This is a genomic window from Streptomyces sp. NPDC097595, assembly GCF_044761525.1.
GTDB classification, from domain to species: domain Bacteria; phylum Actinomycetota; class Actinomycetes; order Streptomycetales; family Streptomycetaceae; genus Streptomyces; species Streptomyces drozdowiczii_A.
Map to the genome: position 1 here is coordinate 151,026 of NZ_JBIWCN010000005.1, position 23,350 is coordinate 174,375.

Sequence of the window (23,350 nt, forward strand, 5' to 3'; positions counted from 1 at the left end):
GTATGCGAATGGCCGGGGACCTGACGATTGGTGATCTTTTACGCCCCCGGAAGCGCTCCGGGGGCCGGCAGGAAGCCCGTGACCTGGAAGTACGTCAGATAGCGCGTCAGAACCTTGTCTGTAAGCGGCAGTTGGCGCACGCCCGCCTCCGCCGCCGCCCGGGCCGTGCGGCCGGAGTCGAAGCTGCGGTGGTCCGCCTCGCCCTCGCCGGCCCCGTCGTCGCCGAGGAACAACTGCGCCGCGTTGTCCGGGTGTTCGGCCACGCAGGCCCGCCACTCCTCGGGCGTCACGGGGCGCAGCTCGTACCCGAGGCCGGCCGCCGCCTCGAAGACGCGGTCCAGGCCGGGTGCGTCCGGGTTGGTGTAGTGGTACGCCGGTGCCCCGGGCCGTTCGGCGGTGCTGAGGGCCACCACGGCGGCGCTGACGTAGTCCACCGGGACCCAGTCCGTCGTGCCGTGCGCGAGATCGGGCACCGCCCCGGCCTGGAGGCAGCCCTTGATGAGCTGCCAGAGCAGGTCCCGGTCCTGGCAGGCGCCGGTGGCGGTGTCGCCGCTGATGCGGCCCGGGCGGTGCACGGTCACCGGGAGGCCACGGTCGCGGGCGAGGCCGACGAGTTGCTCGGCGACCCACTTGCTCTGCGCGTACCCGTCCGGCAGGCCGTCCGCCGGACCGGTCGGGGACGACTCGGTGAGCGGTGCGGGGTCCGTCCCGCGCGACGGGGCGTACACACCGGTGGTGGAGACGTAGTGCAGGCCGGGCGAGCCGGAGTCCGCGAGGAGCCGCAGCAGTTCCTCGGTGCCGCCCACGTTGGGCGCGCGCAGATCACCGTACGGGGCGGCGAAGTTGACGCGTGCCCCGTTGTGCAGGACGGGCCCGAGGCGCCGGGTGAGGGCCGTCCTTTCGTCGGGGGCCAGGCCGAGGCCCGGGGCCGCGAGGTCGCCGGGGACGGGGTGGATCAGGTCGGCGTACCGGGACTGCCACAGGCCGTAGTGCTCCAGGTTGGCCCGGAGCCGCTGGGCCGCGCTGTCGGGGCTCGCGGCCCGGACGAGGCAGTCGACCGGGCCGTCCGTGGCCTCGATGAGGTCGCGCAGCAGGAACGCGCCGAGGAAGCCGGAGGCGCCGGTGAGCAGGGGCCGCGCGGAGGGGCGGGCGGGACGCCGCTCCCCGGGGCCCCGGCTCTCCCCCGGGCCCTCGTGCTCGGCGGCGCCCCGGCGCTCGGCGGCCCCCCGGCGCTCGGCGGTGATGTTGGAGGCGAGCCGCGCCTCGGCGGCGAAGTCCGGGGCCGCCGCCTCCTCGTGCTCCTCCTCCCCCGGCCCCCGGCCGAGCAGGCGGTCGACGCCCTCGACGGTGGGCGTCGCGAACAGGGCGCGCAGGGAGGGCCGCACCCCGCAGCGCTCCCCGATCCGGCGGGCCAGGGTGACGGCGAGCAGGGAGTGGCCGCCGAGCGCGAAGAAGTCGTCGGTGACGCCGACCTCGGGCACGCCGAGGGTCTGCGCGAACACCTCGCAGAGTTCCCGTTCACGTGCGGTGCGCGGGGCCCGTCCGCCGGCCGCCGCCGGGCTCTCCGGTGCGGGCAGCGCACGACGGTCCGTCTTGCCGTTGGGCGTCACGGGGAAGGCGTCGAGGCGGACATGGGCGGCGGGCACCATGTGTTCGGGCAGGGTGGCGGCGAGGTGGGCGCGCAGTTCGGCCCAGCCGGGGGCGGGCTCGCCGGTGGGGGGCACGGTGTAGGCGACGAGGCGCCGGTCGCCGGGGCGGTCCTCGCGGACGGTGACGCAGGCGGCGGCGACCCCGGGGTGCGAGGTGAGCGCCGCCTCGATCTCGCCGAGTTCGATGCGGAAGCCGCGCAGCTTGACCTGGTCGTCCACGCGGGAGACGTAGAGGAGGCGCCCGTCGGGCGTCCACCGCACCAGGTCGCCGGTGCGGTACATCCGGCCGCCCGCGCGGTCGAAGGGGTCGGCGACGAAGCGGGTGGCGGTGAGGGCGGACCGGCCGTGGTAGCCGCGTGCGACGCCCTCGCCGGCCACGTACAGCTCGCCGGTGACACCGGGCGGCACGGGAACCAGCCGGTCGTCCAGGACGTGGACGCGGGTGCCGTCCACGGGGGCGCCGATGGGGACGGTGCGGTCGGGGGCGAGGGGCCCTTCGGCGTGCTGGAAGGTGCTCATGGTGGCGCAGACGGTGGTCTCCGTCGGGCCGTAGGCGTTGACGAGGAAGCGGTCCTTGGCCCAGGCGTGGACGAGGGCGGGCGGGCACGCCTCTCCGGCGAGGACCATGGTGAGGCCGCTGGGCAGGGAGTCCGGGGGCATCACGGCGAGGGCGGCGGGCGGGATGGTGAGGTGGGTGACGCCCCGGTCGTGGACCAGGCCGGTGAGGGCCGGTCCCGGCAGCAGGGCGTCGCGGGTGTCGATCTCCAGGCAGGCGCCGGTGAGCAGCCCCATGCACAGCTCCCAGAACGCGGCGTCGAAGCTGACCGACGCCATGTGCAGCACCCGGCTGCCCGGTCCGACGCGCAGCCGCTCGCTCTGGGTCCTGGCCATGGCGCGCACGCCCCGGTGTGTGACGACGACGCCCTTGGGGCGGCCGGTGGAGCCCGAGGTGTAGATGACGTACGCCGGGTTGGCCGGGTCGATGCGGACCGGAGCGGGTGCGGCGCCGCTCGCGCCGAGGTCGTCGGTGTAGAGGTGCGGCACCGGGTGTTCGGGCAGGCTGCGGTGGAGTTCCGGGGTGGTGAGGAGCAGACGGGGGTCCGCGTCGTCCAGCATGTAGGAGAGGCGCTGGGCCGGGTAGTCCGGGTCCAGCGGCAGATAGGCGGCACCCGCCTTGAGGACGGCGAGCAGGGCCACGACGAGTTCGGACGTCCGGGGCAGCGCGACGGCGACCCGGTCCTCGGGGCCCACTCCCCGCTCGGTGAGGTGGCGGGCCAAGGTACCTGCGCGGGCGTCGAGTTCGCCGTAGGTGAGGGTGGTGTGTGCGTCCCGGACGGCAGGGGCCGCGGGGGTGCGCCGGGCCCACTCCTCGAAGAGCGCGGGGACCGTCGTGGCGGGCAGGTCGTCGGCGGGCCCGGTGCCGAGCGCGGTGAGGCGGTCGTGCTCGGCGGGGGTCAGCAGGTCGTACGTGTGCAGAGGGCGGTCGGGGTCGGCGGTGACGGCGCCGAGGAGCAGGACGAGCCGGTCGGCGAGGCCCTGGACGGTGGGTGCGTCGAAGAGTTCGGTGGCGTAGTCGACGGTGCCCCGCATCCCGTCGAGTGCGCCGGTGTCGTCGTAGGTCTCGGTGAGCGCGAACGACAGGTCGAACTTGCTGACCTCCGCCTCGGCGGCCACCCCGGTGACGGTGAGGCCCGGCAGGTCGATGGCGGCGGACGCCTGGTTCTGGAGGATCAGCATGGTCTGGAAGAGCGGGTGGTGGCTCTGGGCGCGTGCCGGGTTGAGGAGTTCGACCAGCCGCTCGAAAGGCACGTCCTGGTGGGCGTAGGCGGCGAGGTCGAATTCCCTTACACGGCCGAGGAGTTCGCGGAAGGTGGGGTCGCCGCTCAGGTCGGTGCGCAGCACGAGGGTGTTGACGAAGAAGCCGACGAGACCGTTCGCCGCCTCGTCGGTGCGTCCGGCGACGGCCGTGCCCAGGGGGATGTCCTCGCCGCCGCCGTGCCGGGACAGGACGGTCGCCAGGGCGGCCTGGAGGACCATGAAGGCGCTGGAGCCGCAGGTGCGGGCGAGCTCCGTGACATGGCGGGCGGTGGCCCGGTCCACGGAGAAGCCGAGGGTGGCGCCGGTGTGCCGGGAGGTGGCGGGGCGGGGCCGGTCCCAGGGCAGTTCGATCGCCTCGGGCAGCCCGGCCAGCGCGTGCCGCCAGTGGGAGAGCTGCCGGCAGACGAGGCTGTCGGGGTCCTTCTCGTCGCCGAGCAGGTCGCGCTGCCAGAGGGTGTGGTCCGCGTAGTCGACGGGCAGCGGGGCCCAGTTGGGCTCCTCGCCCCGGGCGCGGGCGCGGTAGGCGAGGCCCAGGTCGTGGGCGAGGGGCGCCAGCGAGGTGCCGTCGGCCGCGATGTGGTGGACGACGAGCACGAGGACGTGGGCGTCGGGGGCCAGCCGCAGCAGGGTCGCGTGCAGCGGCAGGCTGCGTTCGATGTCGATGGCCTCGGCGGTGGCGGCGGCGACGCGGTGGCGCAGCTTCGCCTCCTCGACGCTCTCCATGGCGAAGGGGATGACGACGTCGCCGGGTGCGGTGATGTGCTGGCACGGCCCGTCCTCGCCCTCGGGGAAGACGGTGCGCAGGGCGGTGTGGCGTGCGATGACGTCGGCGACGGCGGCGCACAGGGCGTCGGCGTCGAGCGGTCCGTCGATGCGTACGGCGAGCGGGATGTTGTACGTGGCGGAGGGCCCGTCGAGCCGGTGCAGGAACCACAGCCGCTGCTGGGCGTACGAGAGCGGGAGTTCGGCGGGGCGTGGCTGCGGGACCAGCGGGGGGCGGGTGCCGCCCTCCGCGCCTTCCAGGGCGGTGGCGAGCGCGGCCACGGTGGGGTGCTCGAACAGGGTGCGGATGTCGGTCTCGGTGTGCAGGGCGGTGCGGATGCGGCCGACGAGGCGGGTGGCGAGCAGGGAGTGGCCGCCCAGGGCGAAGAAGCTGTCGTCGGTGCCGACCCGGTCCACGCCGAGCACATCGGCGAACAGCCCGGCGAGGATCTCCTCCATGGCGCTGCGCGGTGCCCGCCCGGCAGCCGTGCGGGGTGCGGTGGGCGCGGGCAGGGCGTTGCGGTCGATCTTGCCGTTGGGCGTCAGCGGCAGGACGTCCAGCGGCTGGATGACGGCCGGGACCATGTACGCGGGCAGCAGCCGGCCGACGTGGGCGGCGAGCAGTCCGGGGTCGGGCGTCTCGCCCGGTGCGAGGACTACGTAGGCGGTGAGGGTGCGGTCGCCGGGCAGGTCCTCGCGTACGAGGACGCAGGCGGCGCGTACCGCGGGGTGGTCGCGCAGGACCGTTTCGATCTCGGCCGGTTCGATGCGGTGGCCGCGCAGCTTGATCTGCTGGTCGGCCCGGGCGACGTAGCGCACGGTGCCGTCGGCGTCCTGGCGCACCAGGTCGCCGGTGCGGTACATGCGGGCCCCGCCGCCCGCGAAGGGGTCGGCGACGAAGCGGGTCGCGGTGAGGGCGGCCCGGCCGAGGTAGCCGCGGGCGACGCCGGGGCCCGCGAGGTACAGCTCGCCCTCGGCGCCGGGCGGCACGGGGCTCAGGGCGGCGTCCAGGACGTAGGCGCGCATGCCGTCGAGCGGGTGGCCGATGGGCGGGGCGCCGCCCGGGGTGTGGTCGGGGCCGACGTGGTGGGTGGTGGCGAAGGTGGTGGTCTCGGTGGGCCCGTACACGTGCAGGACGGTCGTCCCGGGGTGGGCGGCGGCGACGCGCTGCATGACCCCGGGCGCGGCGGCCTCGCCGCCGGCGGCGACCAGGCGCAGGTGGCCGAGGGAGCCGGGGTCGGTCTCGGCCAGGACGTTGAAGAGTGCGGTCGTCAGGAAGGCGGCGGTGACGCCGTGCCGGGTGACCAGGTCCCGCAGGGTGTCGGGCTGGAGCGGACCCTCCGGGGCGACGACGACGCGTCCGCCGCGCAGGAGCGGGGCCCAGAGCTCGAAGGTCGAAGCGTCGAAGACGTACGCGGAGTGCAGCAGGACGGCGTCGGCGGCGCCGTCGTCCCAGCCGTGGTGGGCGGCCAGGGCCGCGATGTCGCCGTGGCTGACGCCGACGCCCTTGGGCAGTCCGGTGGACCCGGAGGTGAACATGACGTACGCGAGCCGGTCGCCGCCGGGTGCGGCGGGGAGCGGGCCGGGGGCGGCGGGGCCGCCGGTGAGGACGCGGCCGGAGCCGTCGACGGTCAGGAGGGCGGTGTCCGGGCCGAGTTGGCGGACCCACGGCAGCGTGGCGGTGGTCTCGTCCACGACGAGGACGCGCAGCGGGACGACCTCGGTGACCCGGTGGAGCCGTTCGGTGGGCCAGCGGGGGTCGAGCGGCACATAGGCCCCGCCCGCGCGCAGGGTGGCCAGCGAGGCGGTGACGGTGGCGACGGAGCGGGCGACGAGGATCCCGACGCCGTCCTCGGCCCCGGTCCCGAGCCCGGTCAGGGCGGCGGCGAGCCGGTCCGCGAGGGCGGTGAGCTGTGCGTACGTCAGCTGCTCGCCGGCGCCGGCGACGGCCACCGCGTCCGGGTGGCGGGCGGCCCGCTCGGTGATGGCCGCCGGGATGCTCAGGGCCGTGGTGCCCTCGGGGAGTGCGGCTCCGGTGCCCCGGGCGATCAGCTCCTCGCGTTCGCCGTCGAGGAGGAAGGGCGCGGTGTCGGCGCGCCGGCCGAGGTCCTGCGCCATGGCCGTCAGCAGCTGCCGCATGCGCGAGACGGTCTCGGCGACCTCCTGGCGGTCGAGCACGGCGGCCCGGTAGCCGAAGGTGATCCTCAGGCTGTCGCCGGGCGCGACGGTGAGGGTGAGCGGGTAGTGGGCGGCGTCGGTGCCGCTGAAGCCGGTGACGGCGAGGCCGGGCAGCCCGCGCTGGGCGGTGCGCAGGGCCTCGGCGTCCATCGGGTAGTTCTCGAACACGACGAGGGTGTCGAAGAGTTCGTCCAGTCCGGTGACGCCCCGGATGTCGCTGAGGCCCACGTGCTGGCTGCCGAGGAGCCGGCCCTGCTCGGCCTGGAGCCGGGTCAGGAAGTCCGCCAGGGTCTCGCCGGTCGCGGGTTCGGTGCGTACGGGCACGGTGTTGATGAACAGGCCGACCATGGACTCGACGCCGGGAAGCTCCGGCGGGCGCCCGGACACGGTGGTGCCGAACACCACGTCGGACCGTCCGGTGAGGTGGCCGAGCAGCAGGCCCCAGGCGCCCTGGACCAGGGTGTTGAGGGTGAGGCGGTGGGCGCGGGCCGTCTCGCGCAGCCGTTGCGTCACGGCCGCGTCCAGGTCCAGGACGAGCGTCTCGGGCAGTTCGGCGGCGCCGTCGGGGCCGTCCCGCTCCGCGAGCAGGGTCGGCGCCTCGATGCCGGCGAGGGCGGCGGACCAGGTGTCGAGGGCGGCGGCGCGGTCCTGCTGGGAGAGCCAGACGAGGTAGGCACGGTACGGGGTGACGCGCGGCAGTGCGCTGTCGTCGCCGCCGGACGCGTACAGCTCGAAGAGCTCCCGTACGAGCAGGGGCAGCGACCAGCCGTCGAACAGAATGTGATGGCTCGTCATGACCAGGCGGTGCCGCTCCGGCGCGGTCCGTACGAGGGTGAACCGCATCAGAGGCGGCGTGGCCAGGTCGAAGCGGCGGGTGCGGTCGGCGGCGAGGAAGGCGGTGAGCCGGTCCGGCACCTCGTCGGCGCCGGTCAGGTCCAATTCCTCCAGGGGGACGGGGACCTCGGCCGCGACCGCCTGCACGGGTTCGTCCAGGTCCTCGTGGAGGAAGCCGACGCGCAGGTTGGCGTGGCGGCGGAGCAGGCCGGCAAGGGCGGCGCGCAGGGTGGGCACGTCGACGGGTCCGTCGAGGTCGAAGACGAACTGCGCGGTGTAGACGTCCACGGCGTGCGAGTCGTACAGGGCGTGGAAGTACATCCCGGCCTGCAGCGGCGTCAGCGGGAGTACGTCCTCCAGTTGGAACCCGTTCACCTTGATTCCCCCAGGATGTTCTGTTCTTCAGGGCGGGGAGGAATGGGTCCTTGGGGCGGAGCCGCGAAGCGGCGGAGTGCTCTGTGCATTGGTTGTGACCTGCGCTTTCTTTCGTTTTCAGCGGGGACTGCTAGGTTGCGGATCATGGCGACGACGGCAGTGGCTGAGCGGGGGTCCGGGCTTGCCCGGTTCACCTACCGGTTGCGTGTGTCGTCGTCCGCGCAGGCGGGCCTTGAGGCGGAGTGGGCGCGGTGTCGGTGGGTGTGGAACGAGTGCGTGGCGATGTCCCGCAAGGTCCATGCCGCGAACCGGAACGCTGTTGAGAAGACGTCGTGTGGTCCGGCGCAGCTGGACAGGCTGCTGACCGAGGCGCGGCAGTCGATGGTGTGGTTGCGTGAGGGGGCGTCGGTTTCGCAGCAGCAGACCATCCGTGACTTCGCGAAGTCCCGTACCAAGGCGGTCAAAGACATCACGGCGAAGGTGCCGGTGCGGCGCCGGGCCGGGATGCCCCGGATCAAGCGCAAGCGGGACGCACGGCCCACGCTGAACTACACCCAGCGCGGCTTCCGCCTCAAGGATGGCCGCCTGCACCTCGCGGGCGGCATCGTCCTGACCGTCGTCTGGTCCCGCGAGTTGCCGTCCGCCCCCTCCTCGGTGCGGGTGTACCGGGACAGACTGGGGCACTGGTACGCGTCGTTCGTCGTCACCACCGAGACCCAGCCGCTCCCCGCCACAGGGCGTGTGCTCGGCGTGGACTGGGGCGTCAAGGAAACCGCTACCACCACATCCGACGCCCACGACCTCCCCCACCCCGGCCACGGAAAGAGCGCGGCGCGGAAGCTGGGGCGCTATCAGCGGATGATGGCCCGCCGTCGCCCCGCCAAGGGCAAGGCCGCGTCCAAGGGCTACCGATACGCCCGGCGGCAGGCCGCGAAGCTGCACAAGAAGGTGGTCCGTCAGCGGCAGGACACCGCCCGCAAGTGGGCCAAGGCGGTGGTCCGCGACCACGATGCGATCGCTGTCGAGGACTTCCGCCCGAAGTTCCTGGCGAAGACCACCATGGCCCGAAAGGCCGCCGACGCCGCGATCGGCGCCACCAAGACCGCCCTCATCGAGATGGGGCGCAAACACGGACGGGACATCCGTCTGGTGCATCCCGCGCATACCACGATGGACTGCGCACGGTGCGGTGCGAGAACCAAGCACGCACTTCCTCTTTCGGAACGTACCTACACCTGCACCGCGTGCGGGATCGTGTCCCCGAGGGACAAGAACTCCGCGCGCGTGATGCTGGTCCGGGCAGGTCTCAACCCGGCTGGTGCCGATCGTGTAAGAGCCGGAGGACCGCAGGTCCCCGGCCAACGTGAGCCAGAAATCCCCGCCCCTTGGAGCGGGGAGGATGTCAATTGCGTCCACCCCACTTGTTCTGCAGTCGGTCGATCTGGGCCTGGTTGAGCGAGACCAGGGGAAGGTCGGACGGCGTGTAGCCGCCTGCTCCGGGCTGTTCGGCGTGTTCCGCGACGGCGCGCAGGGCGCGGTTGAACGCCTCGGCGAGTGCGCCCACGTCCTCCTCCTTCAGCAGGTCGCTGGGCCAGGTCCAGCGGGCCACCAGGCGCGGGCCTTCCGGCAGGTCCTCGGTGTGCGCGTTGATGTCGAGGACGTGGTGCACGGGCATGTCCGGGTCCTGGCTGCGGGGGCCGCCGGCGTCGAGCAGGACCTCCCAGTCGCCGTCCGCCGCCTGGCCCGGGGCCGCGTACCGTCCCAGGTAGTTGAAGCCGATCTGGGGTGCGGGAGCGGCCAGACGGGGGGCGGTGGCCGGGTTGAGCCGGCGCAGCATGCCGTGGCCGACGCCGTGGTCGGGGACGGCGCGCAGCTGTTCCTTGACGCGCTTCACTGCACGCTCAACGAGCGAGGTGCCGAAGCGTGCCGGGTCACGGACGTCCAGCGGACCGGGGTCGACCCGGACGGGGTAGAGGCTGGTGAACCAGCCGACCGTGCGGGACAGGTCGATGTGGTCGGCGATCTGTTCCCGGCCGTGGCTCTCCAGGTCGAGGAGCACGGCGGTGTCCGGGCGGCTGCGCCAGGCGTTGACGGCGAGGGCGAGCGCGGTGAGCAGGATGTCGTCGACTCCGGCGTGGAAGGCGCCGGGGACGGTGGTGAGGAGGGGCTTCGTCCAGGTGGCGGGCAGGTGGGTGGTGAGGGTGCGGGTGCCGTCGGCGGTGTCCAGGAAGGGGTCGAGCGGCCGGTAGCCCAGCTGGGGGTCCGGTGTGCGCAGTGCCTCTTCCCACAGGGGTAGTTCGCCGGTGCGGGCCGGTGTGCGGGCCTGTTCGGCGAGGAGCTGGGACCAGCGCCGGTACGAAGTGGTGGCGGCGGGCAGCGCGGAAGCCGTGCCGGTGGCGGCCTGCCAGGCGTGGGCGAGGTCGTCGGCGAGGATGCGCCAGGAGACCGCGTCGACGGAGAGGTGGTGCACCACGAGGAGCAGCCGCCCGCGCGCACCGGGTCCGGCGTCGCCCCAGACCGCCTCGAAGACCGCGCCGGCGGAGGGCCGCAGGCGCCTGCGGGCCCGTTCGCCGGCGTCGGTGAGCGCGGCCCGGGCGGCGTCGGCGTCGAGTCCGGCGATGTCGATACGGGTGAAGCGGCGCCGGGCCGTGACGGCGCCGGGCGGCAGCGCTTCGAGCACGGGGTCGCCTCCGGCGGCACGGGTGACGCGCAGGCGGAGCATGTCGTGGTGGTCGGCGAGGAGCTGGAGCGCGGTGACGAGGGTGTCCTCGTGGGCGCCGGCGGGGGTGCTCAGCACCCCGGACTGGTTGTAGCCGTCGGTGGTGCCGGGGTGTTCGAGGAACCAGGCGGCGATAGGGGTCGGTTCCATGGTGCCGGTGCCGTGCCCGTCCGGTTCGCCGGTGGCGCCGTCCAGCGGTGCGGCGACGGCCGCGATGGCCTCGGGGGTGCGGTGGACGAAGACATCCCGGGGGGTGACGGCGAGTCCGGCTTCCCGGACGCGGCTGACGAGCTGGATGGAGAGGATGCTGTCGCCGCCGAGCGCGAAGAAGTCGTCGTCGGTACGGACGGCGGGGGCGCGCAGGACGGAAGCGAACGCCTCGCACAGGACGCGTTCGGGCGCGGTGCGCGGCTCCCGGCCCGGCCGGGCGGTGTCCGGGCGCTCCGGTGCGGGGAGGGCCGCGCGGTCCGTCTTGCCGTTGGGCAGGAGCGGCAGCGCGTCCAGGGCCACGAAGGCGGCGGGCACCATGTACGGCGGCAGGGCCGTGGTGAGCCGGGTGCGCAGTTCGCCGTCGGTGAGGCGGGCGCCCACGGTGTACGCGACGAGGCGCCGTTCGCCGGGCCGGTCCTCGCGGACCAGGGCGCAGGCGGCGGTGATGCCGTCGACGGCGGTGAGGGCGGCCTCGATCTCGCCGGGTTCGACGCGGAAGCCGTTGAGCTTGACCTGGTCGTCGGCGCGGGCGACGTAGTGCAGGAGCCCGTCGGCGTCGCGCCGGACGAGGTCGCCCGTGCGGTACATGCGGCTGCCGGCCGGGCCGAAGGGGTCGGCGACGAAGCGGGTGGCGGTGAGCCCGGGGCGGCCGAGGTAGCCGCGGGCGAGGCCGTCTCCCGCGATGTGGAGTTCGCCGGTGACACCCGCCGGTACGGGCTGGAGCGCGGCGTCCAGGACGTAGGCGCGGGTGTTGTCGACGGGGCGGCCGAGGGGGATGCCGCCCTCCTCCCCCGCGTCCTCGGGGCGGACGTGGTGGGCGGTGGCGTCGATGGTGGTCTCGGTCGGGCCGTAGAGGTTGTGCACCTCGGCGCCCCAGGCGCGGCCGGCCCGGGCCGCCAGGGCGCGGGTCAGGGGCTCGCCGCCGCAGGCGACGGCGCGCAGCGCCGGGGGCGCCGCTTCGGGCCCGGTCTCGGTGAGCAGGAGCGTGAGGTGGGAGGGCACGAACTGGGCGAGGGTGACGCCCTCGTCGCGCATCCGGGCGAGCAGCCCGGCCGGGTCGTGGTTGAGCGCGGCCGGTACGGGGCAGGTGGCGCCGCCGTGCAGCAGGGGCAGCCAGGTCTCCCAGACCGAGGCGTCGAAGCTGGGTGAGGTGCGGGCGAGGACGCGGTCGTCGTCGGTGAGGGCGAGGTGGCCGGCCATCCAGGCCATGTGGTTGGTGAGCGAGGCGTGCGGAACGACGACGCCCTTGGGGCGGCCGGTGGACCCGGAGGTGTAGATGATGTACGCGGCGTCGTCCGGGCTGGGCGCGGCGGCGGCCGGTGGCGTCCCGCGTCCGGCCGGCCAGGCGGAGCGGTCGCCGAGCGCGAGGCGGGGCACGGCCGTGAACCGGGCGGCGCGCGCCACGTCGTGGACCAGGAACAGGGCCGGGCGGGCGTCTTCCAGCATGTGGGTGACGCGGGCCTCGGGATAGTCCAGGTCGACGGGCAGGCAGGCGGCCCCGGCCTTGGCGACCGCCAGCATCGCGACGACCCGGTCGGCGTTGCCTTCGGCGGCGAGGGCGACGAGGTCGCCGCGGCCGATGCCCCGGTCGTGGAGGTGGTGGGCCAGGTCGTCGGAGCGGGCGTCCAGCTCGGCGAAGGTGAGCTGCTGGGAGCCGGCCCGGACCGCGATCCGCCCGGGGGTCCGGGCGGCCTGGGCGCGGAACGCCTCGGGGGCGGTCCGGGCGTGGACCGGGCGGACGGGTCCCGGGGCGGCCCGGTCCAGCTCGGCGCGCTCGGCCGCGTCCAGGAACGCGGCGGTGCGGACGCGCCCTTCGGGGTCGGCGGCGAGCGAGGCGAGCAGGCGGGTCAGGCGTGCGGCCAGGGCGTGCGCGGTGGCGGGGTCGAAGAGGTCGGTGGAGAACTCCAGATTGCCGTCGAGCCCGGTGGGCCGGCCCGCCCCGTCGCGGGTCTCCGTGAAGGTGAAGGTGAGGTCGAACTTGCTGATCCCTGTCCGCACGGGCTGCTCGGTCACGGTGAGACCGTCGAGGCCGAGCGCGGTGTCCGCCTGGTTCTGGAGGACAATCATGGTCTGGAAGAGCGGGTGGTGGTCCTGCGCCCGGGCCGGGGCGAGGGCGTCCACCAGCCGTTCGAACGGCAGGTCCTGGTGGGCGTAGGCGGCCAGGTCGAAGGCCCGGACCCGGTCGAGCACTTCGGTGAAGGTGGGGTCGCCGGTGAGGTCGGTGCGCAGGACGAGGGTGTTGACGAAGAAGCCCACCAGATCGTCCAGGGCCTCGTCGGTGCGTCCGGCGACGGCGGTGCCGAGGGGGATGTCCTCGCCGGCGCCGTGCTGGGAGAGCAGGACGGACAGGGCCGCCTGGAGCACCATGAACAGGCTGCATCCCCGGGCGCGGGCCAGCTCGGCGAGCGCCCGGTGCGTGTCCGCGTCCACGGGGAACGTGAAGGCGTCGCCCCGGTAGGTGAGGACGGCGGGGCGCGGCCGGTCCAGGGGCAGGGCGAGCAGTCCGGGGCTTCCGGCCAGCGCGGTGCGCCAGTGGTCCAGCTGCCGGGCGGCCCGGCTGTCCGCGTCGCTCTCGTCGCCGAGGAGGGCGCGCTGCCAGAGGGTGTAGTCGGCGTACTGGACGCGGAGTGCGGGCAGGTCGGGCGCCTGGCCCCGGCTGCGGCGGCGGTAGGCGTCGCCCAGGTCGCGGGCCAGCGGGGCGAGCGACCAGCCGTCGCCGGCGATGTGGTGGACGAGCAGGACCAGCACGTGGGACTCGGCGCCGAGGCCGAGCAGCCGGGCCCGTACGGGCAGGTCGGCGGTGACGTCGAAGGCGTGCGCCACCTCGGCGGCCAGCGCCTCGTCCAGGTCGTCCGGGCGGATCTCCCGGGGGGTCAGGTCCAGGTCGGCGTGGTCGGCGGCGAGGACGAGCTGACGGGGCACGCCGCCGGTCTCGGGGAAGACGGTGCGCAGGCTCTCGTGCCGTTCGACGACGTCCACGAGGGCGCGTTCGAGGGCCGGGGCGTCGAGCGGTCCTTCCAGGCGCAGTACCAGCGGCACGTTGTAGGTGGGGCTCGGGCCCTCGAACCGGTTGAGGAACCACAGGCGCTGCTGCGCGAAGGACAGCGGCAGCGGGTCCGGTCGGTGCGGGGTGCGCACCAGGGGCGGGGTGACGGTTCCGGCATCGCCGAGGGAGGCGGCGAGGGCGGCGGGCGTGGGGTGCTCGAAGACCGCCCTGACCTGGACCTCGACGGCGAGCGCGGTCCGGATGCGGGCGACGAGCCGGGTGGCGAGCAGGGAGTGGCCGCCCAGGGCGAAGAAGTCGTCGTCGGCGCCCACGGCCGGGAGGCCGAGGACGTCGGCGACGAGGCCGCAGACGATCTCCTCGCGCGCGGTGCGGGCGGCGCGCCCGCGCGGCGCGGCGTGCTGTTCGGGCGCGGGCAGGGCGCGCCGGTCCACCTTGCCGTTGACGGTCAGCGGCAGCGCGTCGATCAGGACGAACGCGGAGGGCACCATGTAGGCGGGCAGGGACCGGCCGACGGCCTCGGCCAGGTCGGCCGGGTCGGGGCGGACGGCCCCGGTGGGCACCACGTATGCGACGAGCCGCCGGTCCCCGGGCACGTCCTCGCGTACGACGGTGAAGGAGTCGGCGACCCCTTCGCAGCAGGCGAGTACGGACTCGATCTCGCCGGGTTCGATGCGGTAGCCGCGCAGCTTGACCTGGCTGTCGGCGCGGGAGACGTAGGCGATCTGTCCGTCCGGGGTCCACTTCACGAGGTCGCCGGTGCGGTACATGCGCCCGCCGTCCGGGTCGAAGGGGTCGGCGACGAACCGGGTGGCGGTCAGGGCGGGCAGGCCGGTGTAGCCCCGGGCGACGCCGCGTCCGGCGAGGTACAGCTCGCCCGTGACACCCGCGGGGACGGGGCCCAGCGAGCCGTCGAGCACGTACAGCCGCATGCCGTCCAGGGGCCGTCCGATGGGCGGCGGGCCCGCCGGGAGGTCGGCGGCCACGTCGTAGCGGGTGGCGAAGGTGGTGGTCTCGGTGGGGCCGTACACATGCAGGACGCGGACACCGGGCGCGGCGCCCGCGACGCGCTGCATCGCGTCGGGCGAGGCGAGTTCGCCGCCCGCGCAGACGAGGCGGAGCCCGGCGAAGGCGTCGGGGTCGGTGTCGGCGATCACGTTGAGCAGAGCAGTCGTCAGGAACACTGCGGTGACGCCCTGTTCGCGTACGGCGGCGCGGAGTGTCCCGGCCTCCAGGACGCCTTCGGGTGCGACGACGACCGTGCCGCCGCGCAGGAGGGGCGCCCACATCTCGAAGGTGGACGCGTCGAAGACGTACGCGGAGTGCATGAGGACCGCGTCGGCCGCGCCGCCGTGCCAGGCGGAGTCCTCGGCCAGCGCCGCCACGTCGGCGTGGCTGACCCCGACGCCCTTGGGCAGGCCGGTCGAGCCGGAGGTGAACATGACGTACGCGAGCGAGTCCGGGCCCGGTACGGCGGCGGTCCTTCCGGGTGCCGGGGGCGCGCCGCGCAGGACGCGTCCGGTGCGGTCCACGACGAGGACCGGGATGCGGCGGGCGGTCTCGGTCACCCAGGCGGACGCGGCGGCCGGCTCGTCCACGACGAGGACCCGGACGTCGGCCACGTCGGCGACCTGGTCGAGCCGTTCCCGGGGCCAGCGCGCGTCCATCGGGACGTACGCGGCGGCGGCGCGCACCGCGCCGAGCGAGGCGGAGACGACGGCCGGTGACCGGGAGAGCAGCACGCCGACACCGGTCTCCGGGCCCGCGCCGAGACCGGCGAGGGCGCGGGCCAGATCGGCCGAGAGGGTGTCGAGCGCGGTGTACGTGAGGGTGGTGCCGTCACCGGTCACGGCCACGGCGTCCGGGGTGCGGCGGGCCTGCGCGGCGAAGAGTGCGGGCAGGGTGGTCTCCGGTGCGGGGGGCGGCAGTTCGCGGCCGGTGCCCCAGCGGGCGGTGCGGGTGCGCTCGTCCGGGGCGAGCAGGTCGTAGTCCGCGAGGGGCCGGACGGGGTCGGCCGCGACCTGTTCCAGGAGCCGCAGCAGGCGCGCCGCCAGGGCCTCGACGGTGACGCGGTCGAAGAGGGCGGTGGCGTACTCGATCCCGGCGGTGAGTCCGCCCGCGCCCCGCTCCTCCCCGAAGGCGAAGGTGAGGTCGAATTTGCTCAGGCCGTTGTGGACGAGCCGGTCCTCGACGTCGAGTCCGGGCAGCTCGGGGCGTACGGCGTCCTGGTTCTGGAGGACCAGCATGGTCTGGAACAGGGGGTGGTGGTTGCGGGCCCTGACCGGGTTGACGCTCTCGACCAGCCGCTCGAACGGCACGTCCTGGTGTGCGTACGCGGCGAGGTCGAACTCCCGCACCCGCTCCAGGAGTTCACGGAAGGTGGGCGCGCCGGACAGATCGGTGCGCAGGACGAGGGTGTTCACGAAGAACCCGACCAGGTCCTCCAGCGCCTCGTCGGTGCGGCCCGCGACGGGCGTGCCGAGGGGGATGTCGTCGCCCGCGCCGTGCCGGTGCAGCAGCGTGGCGACGGCCGCTTGGAGCACCATGAACAGCGTGGTGCCCGACTCCCGCGCCACACGCAGGAGTTCGGCGTGCAGAGCGGGCGGTACGTCGAAGGCGTGCACGCCCCCCGAGGGGTCGGTGGCGACCGGGCGCGGGCGGTCGAGCGGCAGGTCGATGAGCCCGGGCAGTCCGGCGAGCGCGGTGTGCCAGTGGTCCAGCTGCTCGCGCAGCACACTGCCGGGGGCGTCCGGGTCCCCCAGGACGGCCTGCTGCCACAGGGTGTAGTCGGCGTACTGGAGTCCGTGGCCGGCCTCGGGCTCCCGCCCGGCGAGGCGCGCCCGGTAGGCGTCGCCCAGGTGGCGGGCGAGCGGGGCGAGGGACCAGCCGTCGCCCGCGATGTGGTGCAGGACCAGGACGAGGACGTGGCGGCCGGGCGCGGTGCGCAGCAGCCTGACCCGCAGCGGCGGATCCCCGGCCACGTCGAACGGCTCGTCCACGGCGGCCGTGACGGCCGCGTCCAGCCAGGCCGGGGCCGTGCTCTCGACGGGCAGCCGGGGCGCGACGGCATCGGCGGGCAGCACCAACTGTCGCGGCACACCGTCCCGTTCGGGGAAGACGGTGCGCAGCGCCTCGTGCCGCTCCACGACGTCCCGGAGGGCGGCGCGCAGGGCGTCGGTGTCCAGCGGCCCGGCGATGTCGAGCACCAGCGGGATGTGGTACGAGGAGCTGGGCCCGTCGAGCCGGTTCAGGAACCAGAGGCGTTGCTGCGCGTACGACAGGGGCATCGGGTCGGGCCGCTCGGCCACGGGCAGCACCGGCGGGCGGGAGCGCCCCCGGGGGTCCAGAGCCCGGGCGAGCCCGGCGACGGTCGGGTGCTCGAACAGGGTGCGTACGGCGAGGTCGGCGCCGAGGACCGTGCGGACCCGGCTGACGACGCGCATCGCGAGGAGCGAGTGCCCGCCCAGGTCGAAGAAGCTGTCGTGCGGTCCGACGCCGGGGCGGCCCAGCACTTCGGCGAAGATCCCGGCGAGCAGGTCCTCGCGGGGGCCGAGCGCGCCTGCGCTGTCCCCCGTTTCCTCCTCCGGCCGGGGCAGGGCGCGCCGGTCGGTCTTGCCGTTGGGCAGGAGCGGCAGCTCGTCCAGGACGACGATCGCGGCGGGCACCATGTAGTGCGGCAGCGCCTCGGCGAGGGCGTCGCGCAGGGCGGCCGGGCGCGGGCCCTGGTCCGTGGTGACGGCGTAGGCGACGAGCCGGCGCTCCCCCGGCGCGTCTTCCCGGATCACCGCGCAGGCGGCGGTGACCCCGGGGCGGGCGAGCAGCGCGGCCTCGATCTCGCCGGGTTCGATGCGGAAGCCCCGCAGCTTGACCTGGTCGTCGGCGCGGGACACGTAGTCGAGCAGCCCGGCCGCGTTCCATCGGACGAGGTCGCCGGTCCGGTACATGCGGACGCCGGTGCCCCCGAAAGGGTCGGCGACGAAGCGGGCGGCGGTCAGCCCGGGCCGGTCCAGGTAGCCGCGGGCGAGGTTGGGGCCCGAGAGGTAGAGCTCACCGGTGACCCCGGGCGGCACGGGCCGCAGCCGGTGGTCCAGGACGTAGGCGCGCATGGTGTCGACGGGCCGGCCGATCGGCACCGTCTCGTACGGGGTGTCGGGCGTGGCGGGGACGCGGTGGGCGGTCGCGTCGATGGTGGCCTCGGTCGGTCCGTAGAGGTTGTGCACCTCCGTCCGCCACAGGGCGGCCGTCTCCTCGGCGAGGGCGCGCGGCAGGGGCTCCCCGCCGCACAGGACGGCGCGCAGAGCGGGCACGGGCGCGGCGTGGGCCGCCTCGGACAGGACGAGGGCGAGGTGCGAGGGCACGAACTGGGCGACGGTGACGCCGAATCGGCTCATCCAGGAGACCAGCGCGTCCGGCTCCGTGTTGGCGCCGGAGGGCAGTACGCACACCTCGGCGCCGTACATCAGCGGAAGCCACACCTCCCACACGGAGGCGTCGAAGCTGGTTGAGGTCCGGGCGAGGACCCGGTCCTCCTGAGTGATCGTCAGGTGTCCGGCCATCCAGGCCATGTGGTTGGCCAGGGCGCCGTGGGTGACGACCACGCCCTTGGGGCGGCCGGTGGACCCGGAGGTGTGGATGATGTACGCGGGATCCGCCGGGTGGGGTGTGTACGGCAGCGGAGTGGCGGGGTTCACGTGCGGGGCGTCGACGGCCAGCCGGGGGATGTCCCCGGTGGGCACGTCCCCGGCGGTGAGGACGAGGACGGGGCGGGCGTCGTCCAGCATGTGGCGGATGCGGGCGTGCGGGTAGGCCGGGTCGACCGGCAGGTACGCGGCGCCGGACCGCAGCACGGCCAGCATGGCGACGACGGTGTGCACGGAGGGCGGCGCGGCGATGGCGACCCAGGTCTCCCGGCCCGCACCGCGCTCGCGCAGCGCGTGGGCGAGCGCGTCGGCCCGGGCGTCGAGCTCGGCGTAGGTGAGGTGGGTGTGCGCGTCGCGCACGGCGACGGCTCCCGGCGTACGCAGGGCCTGTTCCCGGACCGCTTCGGGGGCGGTGAGCACCGGCAGGGGCCAGGGCTCGCCGTGCCCCCGGGCGAGGAGGCCGTCCCGCTCGGCCGGGGTGAGGGGGTCCAGGTCGCCGATGGGGCGGCCGGGGTCGCCGACGGCCTGGGTGAGGATGCGGGCGAAGCGGGCGCAGAGGGCGCGGGCGGTGCCGGCGTCGAAGAGGTCGGTGGCGTACTCCAGATAGCCGCCGATGCCCCCGGGGCCTTCCGGGCCCCCCTCGGTCTCGGTCAGCGAGAAGGTGAGGTCGAACTTGCTGCCGCCCTGGTGCCGGGACCGGTCGCGGACGGTGATGCCGGGCAGCTCCGGTTCGGCCCGGTCCTGGTTCTGGAGGACCAGCATCGTCTGGAAGAGGGGGTGGTGGTCGCCGGACCGCTCCGGGTTGACGGCCTCCACGATCCGTTCGAACGGCAGGTCGCTGTGGCCGAAGGCGGCGATGTCGGACTGCTTGACCCGGTCGAGGAGTTCGCGGAACGTCGGCTCGCCGGAGAGGTCGGTGCGCAGGACGACGGTGTTGACGAAGAAGCCGACCAGCTCGTCGAGTACCTCGTCGGTGCGCCCGGCCACCGCCGTGCCCAGCGGGATGTCGCTGCCCGCGCCATGGGCGCCGAGCGTCACGGCGAGGGCCGCCTGGAGCACCATGAACGGCGTGCACCCGGCGGTGCGGGCGAGCCGGACGAGGGCGGCGTGCGCCGGGGCGGGCAGGTCGAAGGGGACGGACGCGCCCCGGTGGCTGGGCACGGCGGGGCGCGGCCGGTCGAGGGGCAGGGCGAGCAGGCCGGGGGCGCCGCGCAGGGCCTCCTGCCAGAAGGCGGTCTGCCGGGCGGCGAGGCTGTCCGGATCGCCGTCGTCGCCGAGCAGCCGGTGCTGCCAGAGGGTGTAGTCGGCGTACTGCACGCGCAGCGGCGCCCAGTCCGGGGCGCCGGTGCCCTCGGTCCTGGCCACGTAGGCGGCGGAGAGGTCGCGGCAGAGCGGCGCGAGGGACCAGCCGTCGGCGACGATGTGGTGCAGGACGAGGACCAGGACGTGCCGGGCGGGCCCGTGCCGGAGCAGGTGGGCGCGGACGGCGGGGTCCCGGCTCAGGTCGAAGGGGGCGGTGCTCAGCCGGCGTACCGTCTCCGCCTCCCAGGCGTCCGTGTCCCCGTCCGCCGGGGGCTGTTCGACGGTGAGCGGGACGAGCGACGCGGCGGCGTCCGCCGCGATGATCCGCTGGCGGGGGACGCCGTCGCGCTCGGCGAACGTGGTGCGCAGGCTCTCGTGCCGGACGGCCACATCGGCGAGGGCGCCGCGCAGTGCCCCGGTGTCCAGGGGGCCGTCGAGCTCCAGGACGAGCGGGACGTTGTAGGTGTCGCCGGGCGCCTCGGACCGGTTGAGGAACCAGAGGCGCTGCTGCGCGAAGGACAGCGGCAGCTCCTCGGGCCGGGTCTGCGGTACGAGGACGGGGCGGGCGGCGCCCGCGGTGTCCAGGGCGGCGGCCAGGGCGGCGACCGTGGGGTGGTCGAAGAGCGTGGCCAGGGCGAGTTCGACGCCGAGGGCGGCCCTGACCCGGCCGGTGAGCCGGGTGGCGAGCAGCGAGTGACCGCCGAGGGCGAAGAAGCTGTCGTCCACCCCGACCGCGTCCGTGCCCAGCACGTCGGCGAACAGCCCGGCGAGCACTTCCTCGTACGCGGTGCGCGGCGCCCGGCCGGTGCCGGTGGCGGTCCGGGGCGCGGGCAGGGCGCGGCGGTCGACCTTGCCGTTGGGGTTGAGGGGCAGGGCGTCGAGGACGACGAAGGCGGACGGCACCATGTACGCGGGCAGCGTGCGCCCGACGCGGCGGGCCAGTGCGGCGGTGTCCGTGCGGGCTCCGGGGGCGGGCACCACATAGGCGACGAGCCGGCGGTCACCGGGGGTGTCCTCGCGGACCATGACGCAGGCGCCGCGCACGTCCGGGTCGGTGAGCAGGGCGTGCTCGGTCTCGGCCGGTTCGATGCGGAAGCCGCGCAGCTTGACCTGGCCGTCGGCGCGCCCGACGTACTCGATGTCTCCTGCGGCGGTCCAGCGCACGAGGTCGCCGGTGCGGTACATCCGGCTGCCGGGCGGACCGTACGGGTCGGCGACGAAGCGGGCGGCGGTGAGCGCGGGACGGCCCTGATAGCCGCGGGCGACGCCGTGCCCGCTCACGTACAGCTCCCCCACCACGCCGGGCGGCACCAGGTCCAGGGTGCCGTCGAGCACGTACAGGCCCATGCCGTCCAGCGGGCGGCCGATGGGCGGCACACCGGAGGTCTCGGCGGTGACGGGGTGGCGGGTGGCGAAGGTGGTGGTCTCGGTGGGGCCGTACACGTGCAGGACGCGTGTGCGGGGCGAGGCGGCGGCCACCCGTTGCATGAGGTCGGGGCTCGCGGCCTCGCCGCCGACGGCGACCACGCGCAGCCCGGCGAAGACCGCCGGGTCCGCCTCGGCCATCACGTTGAACAGGGCCGTCGTGAGGAACAGCGCGGTGGCGCTGTGCCGTTCCACCGCCTCGCGGACGACGCGCGCCTCCAGGACGCCGCCGGGGGCGACGACCACCCGGCCGCCGTTCAGGAGCGGCACCCAGAGCTCGAAGGTGGAGGCGTCGAAGACGTACGCGGAGTGCATGAGGACCGCGTCGGACACCCCGTCGGTCCAGGTGCTGTCGGCGGCGAGGGCCAGGACGTCGGCGTGGGTGACGCCGACGCCCTTGGGCAGACCGGTGGAGCCGGAGGTGAACATGACGTACGCGAGCCGGTCGGGTCTGCTGATCCGGGGCAGCGGTCCGGGCCGTTCCGGCGCACCGTCGAGCACCCGGCCGCCCCCGTCCACCACGAGGAGCGGCAGGTGGGCGGCGGCCTCGCGGACCCAGGGTTCGCGGGCGGTCCTCTCGTCGGCGATCAGGGCGCGGACGCGGGCGGATTCGGCGACGCGGCCGAGCCGTTCGGCGGGCCAGGCCGCGTCCATCGGGACGTAGGCGGCGCCCGCTGCGACGCTTGCGAGGGTGGCGGCCGGCACGGCGGCCGAGCGCCCGAGGAGCACCCCGACGCCGTCCTCGGCGCCGATCCCCCAGCCGGTCAGCGCGCTCGCGAGGTCATCGGCCACCCGGTCCAGCTGCCGGTACGAGAGGGTGTGCGCGCCGTCCACGACGGCCGGGGCGTCCGGGGTCCGGCGCACCTGCTCCCGGAACGCCTCCGGCAGGGTCCGCGCGAGGGCCTTCTCGGGCAGCTCGGTGCCGAGCCCCTGGGCGTGCAGGGCGGGGGCGGTGGCTCCGTCCACGAGCGGCAGGCCGCGCAGAGGGAGGCCGGGGTCGGCGGCGGCGAGGGCGGAGACGAAGGACACGACGGCCTGCTCGTGGAGCCGCACGTCCTCGGGGCGGTAGAGGTCGGGCCGGGCGTCGAAGCCGATCAACGGGCCCTTGCCCTCGGCCCGTTCGGAGACGAAGAGGGACACGTCGTCCACCTGGCCGACCGACAGCACCCGGGAGGGCGCGGGGATTCCGGCGAAGTCCCGGTCGTAGTCGTAGCCCATGATGTTGACGACGATGCCGGTGAGGCGGTCCGCGTCGTCGCCGGTGTTCAGTTCGCGGGCGAGCTGTTCGCGCGAGAAGCGGCGGTGGCGCAGGGCGCCGCGCATCTCGGCCGCGGCCTCGCGGACGAGGTCGCCGACGGACATGGTGTCGGTGAGGGTCAGGCGCAGGGGCAGGATGTTGGCGGTCATGCCGACGATGTGCCGCAGCCCGCCGTGCCGGCCGTTGGAGGCGAGGCCCACGGTGACCTCGCGGGTGCCGGTGACCCGGGCGGTGTACGCGGCGACCGCGGCGACGAGGACGGCGCTCCATGTGGTGCGGTGGGCGGCGGCGAGCCGGCGCAGGTCCTCGAAGACCTCGGCGGACAGGGATTCGCCGTTGTGCAGCCGCATGCCGGATGTGCCGGTGGCGGCCGGTGCGTCGGGGCCGGCCGGTGCAGGGAGGTCGGTGCGGCGGCGGATGAGCGTCCGGCCGCCGTGCGCGTCGTCGTCCCCGGTCTCGGGGGCCGGGTCGGCGAACTTGTCGGTCCAGTAGGCGCGGTCGGCCTCGTGGCGGCCGGATTCCCGGTAGGCCGTCTCGTCGGCGACGAGTTCGCGCAGGGGCGCGGCGGGCAGCGTGGCCCCGGCGAGGTCCTCGCCCCGCACCGCGCGTCCGTAGAGGTCGGCCACGGCGCGGGTGAAGACGGCGCCGCCGAGGCCGTCGACGGCTATGTGGTGGAAGCGGACGTACCAGTAGGACAGGCCTTCGCCGGCGCGGAGCAGGGCCATGTGGTGGCGGGGGCGGTGCAGGGTGTCGGGCGTGGCCATGTCCGTCGCGAGGTAGCGCTCGACCTCGGCGGCGGGGTCGGCGGCCCGGGACACGTCCACGATCCGGAGCCGGCGGGCGCCGGGCTCGCGGACGATGCGCTGGAGGAGGGTGTCGCCCTCCGTGACGAACTCGAGGTTGAGGCTGTCGCACAGTTCGCAGGCCCGGTCGACGGCGGCGGCGAATAGAGCCTCGTCCAGGTCGCCCCGGATCTCGAAGCATTCACCGATGTTGTATTTCGGGCTGTCGGGGTCGACCAGTTGCCCGTACCAGACGCCCTGCTGGGCTGCGGTCGTCCCGAAGAACTCTTCGGGAGCGGATTCCGGGGTGACAGAGCCGTTTTCGCGCATGCCGGGACACACCTTTGGGGAGAGCTTTCGGGGGGACGAAGAGGGCAGGACGAAGCCGGCCGTG

Annotated in this window: 3 protein-coding genes; 1 reads left to right on the plus strand and 2 read right to left on the minus strand. The window is 74.9% G+C overall.

The features are described from left to right. Window positions 1-38 precede the first annotated feature (38 nt). Window positions 39-7,616 carry an amino acid adenylation domain-containing protein gene (locus tag ACIQZN_RS10155; protein WP_403990203.1) on the minus strand — a complete coding sequence of 2,526 codons (7,578 nt, stop codon included), beginning with the start codon at window positions 7,614-7,616 and terminating at the stop codon, window positions 39-41. 144 nt (window positions 7,617-7,760) lie between these two features. Here ACIQZN_RS10155 and ACIQZN_RS10160 point away from each other — a divergent pair, with 144 nt between their 5' ends. Continuing rightward, entirely contained in the window at window positions 7,761-9,071 is a 1,311-nt protein-coding gene (locus tag ACIQZN_RS10160) for an RNA-guided endonuclease InsQ/TnpB family protein (RefSeq protein WP_403990205.1), read from the plus strand. On the opposite strand, the gene ACIQZN_RS10165 is transcribed toward ACIQZN_RS10160, so the two are convergent. Then, window positions 9,019-23,286, minus strand: coding sequence for an amino acid adenylation domain-containing protein (locus ACIQZN_RS10165; RefSeq protein WP_403990207.1), 14,268 nt, complete (start codon window positions 23,284-23,286; stop codon window positions 9,019-9,021). The genes ACIQZN_RS10160 and ACIQZN_RS10165 overlap by 53 nt on opposite strands. Window positions 23,287-23,350 lie beyond the last annotated feature (64 nt).

Excerpts from the sequence above, each read along its gene's own strand:
- ACIQZN_RS10160 (WP_403990205.1), top strand. The coding sequence starts at position 7,761 with ATGGCGACGACGGCAGTGGCTGAGCGGGGGTCCGGGCTTGCCCGGTTC.
- ACIQZN_RS10165 (WP_403990207.1), bottom strand. The coding sequence starts at position 23,286 with ATGCGCGAAAACGGCTCTGTCACCCCGGAATCCGCTCCCGAAGAGTTC.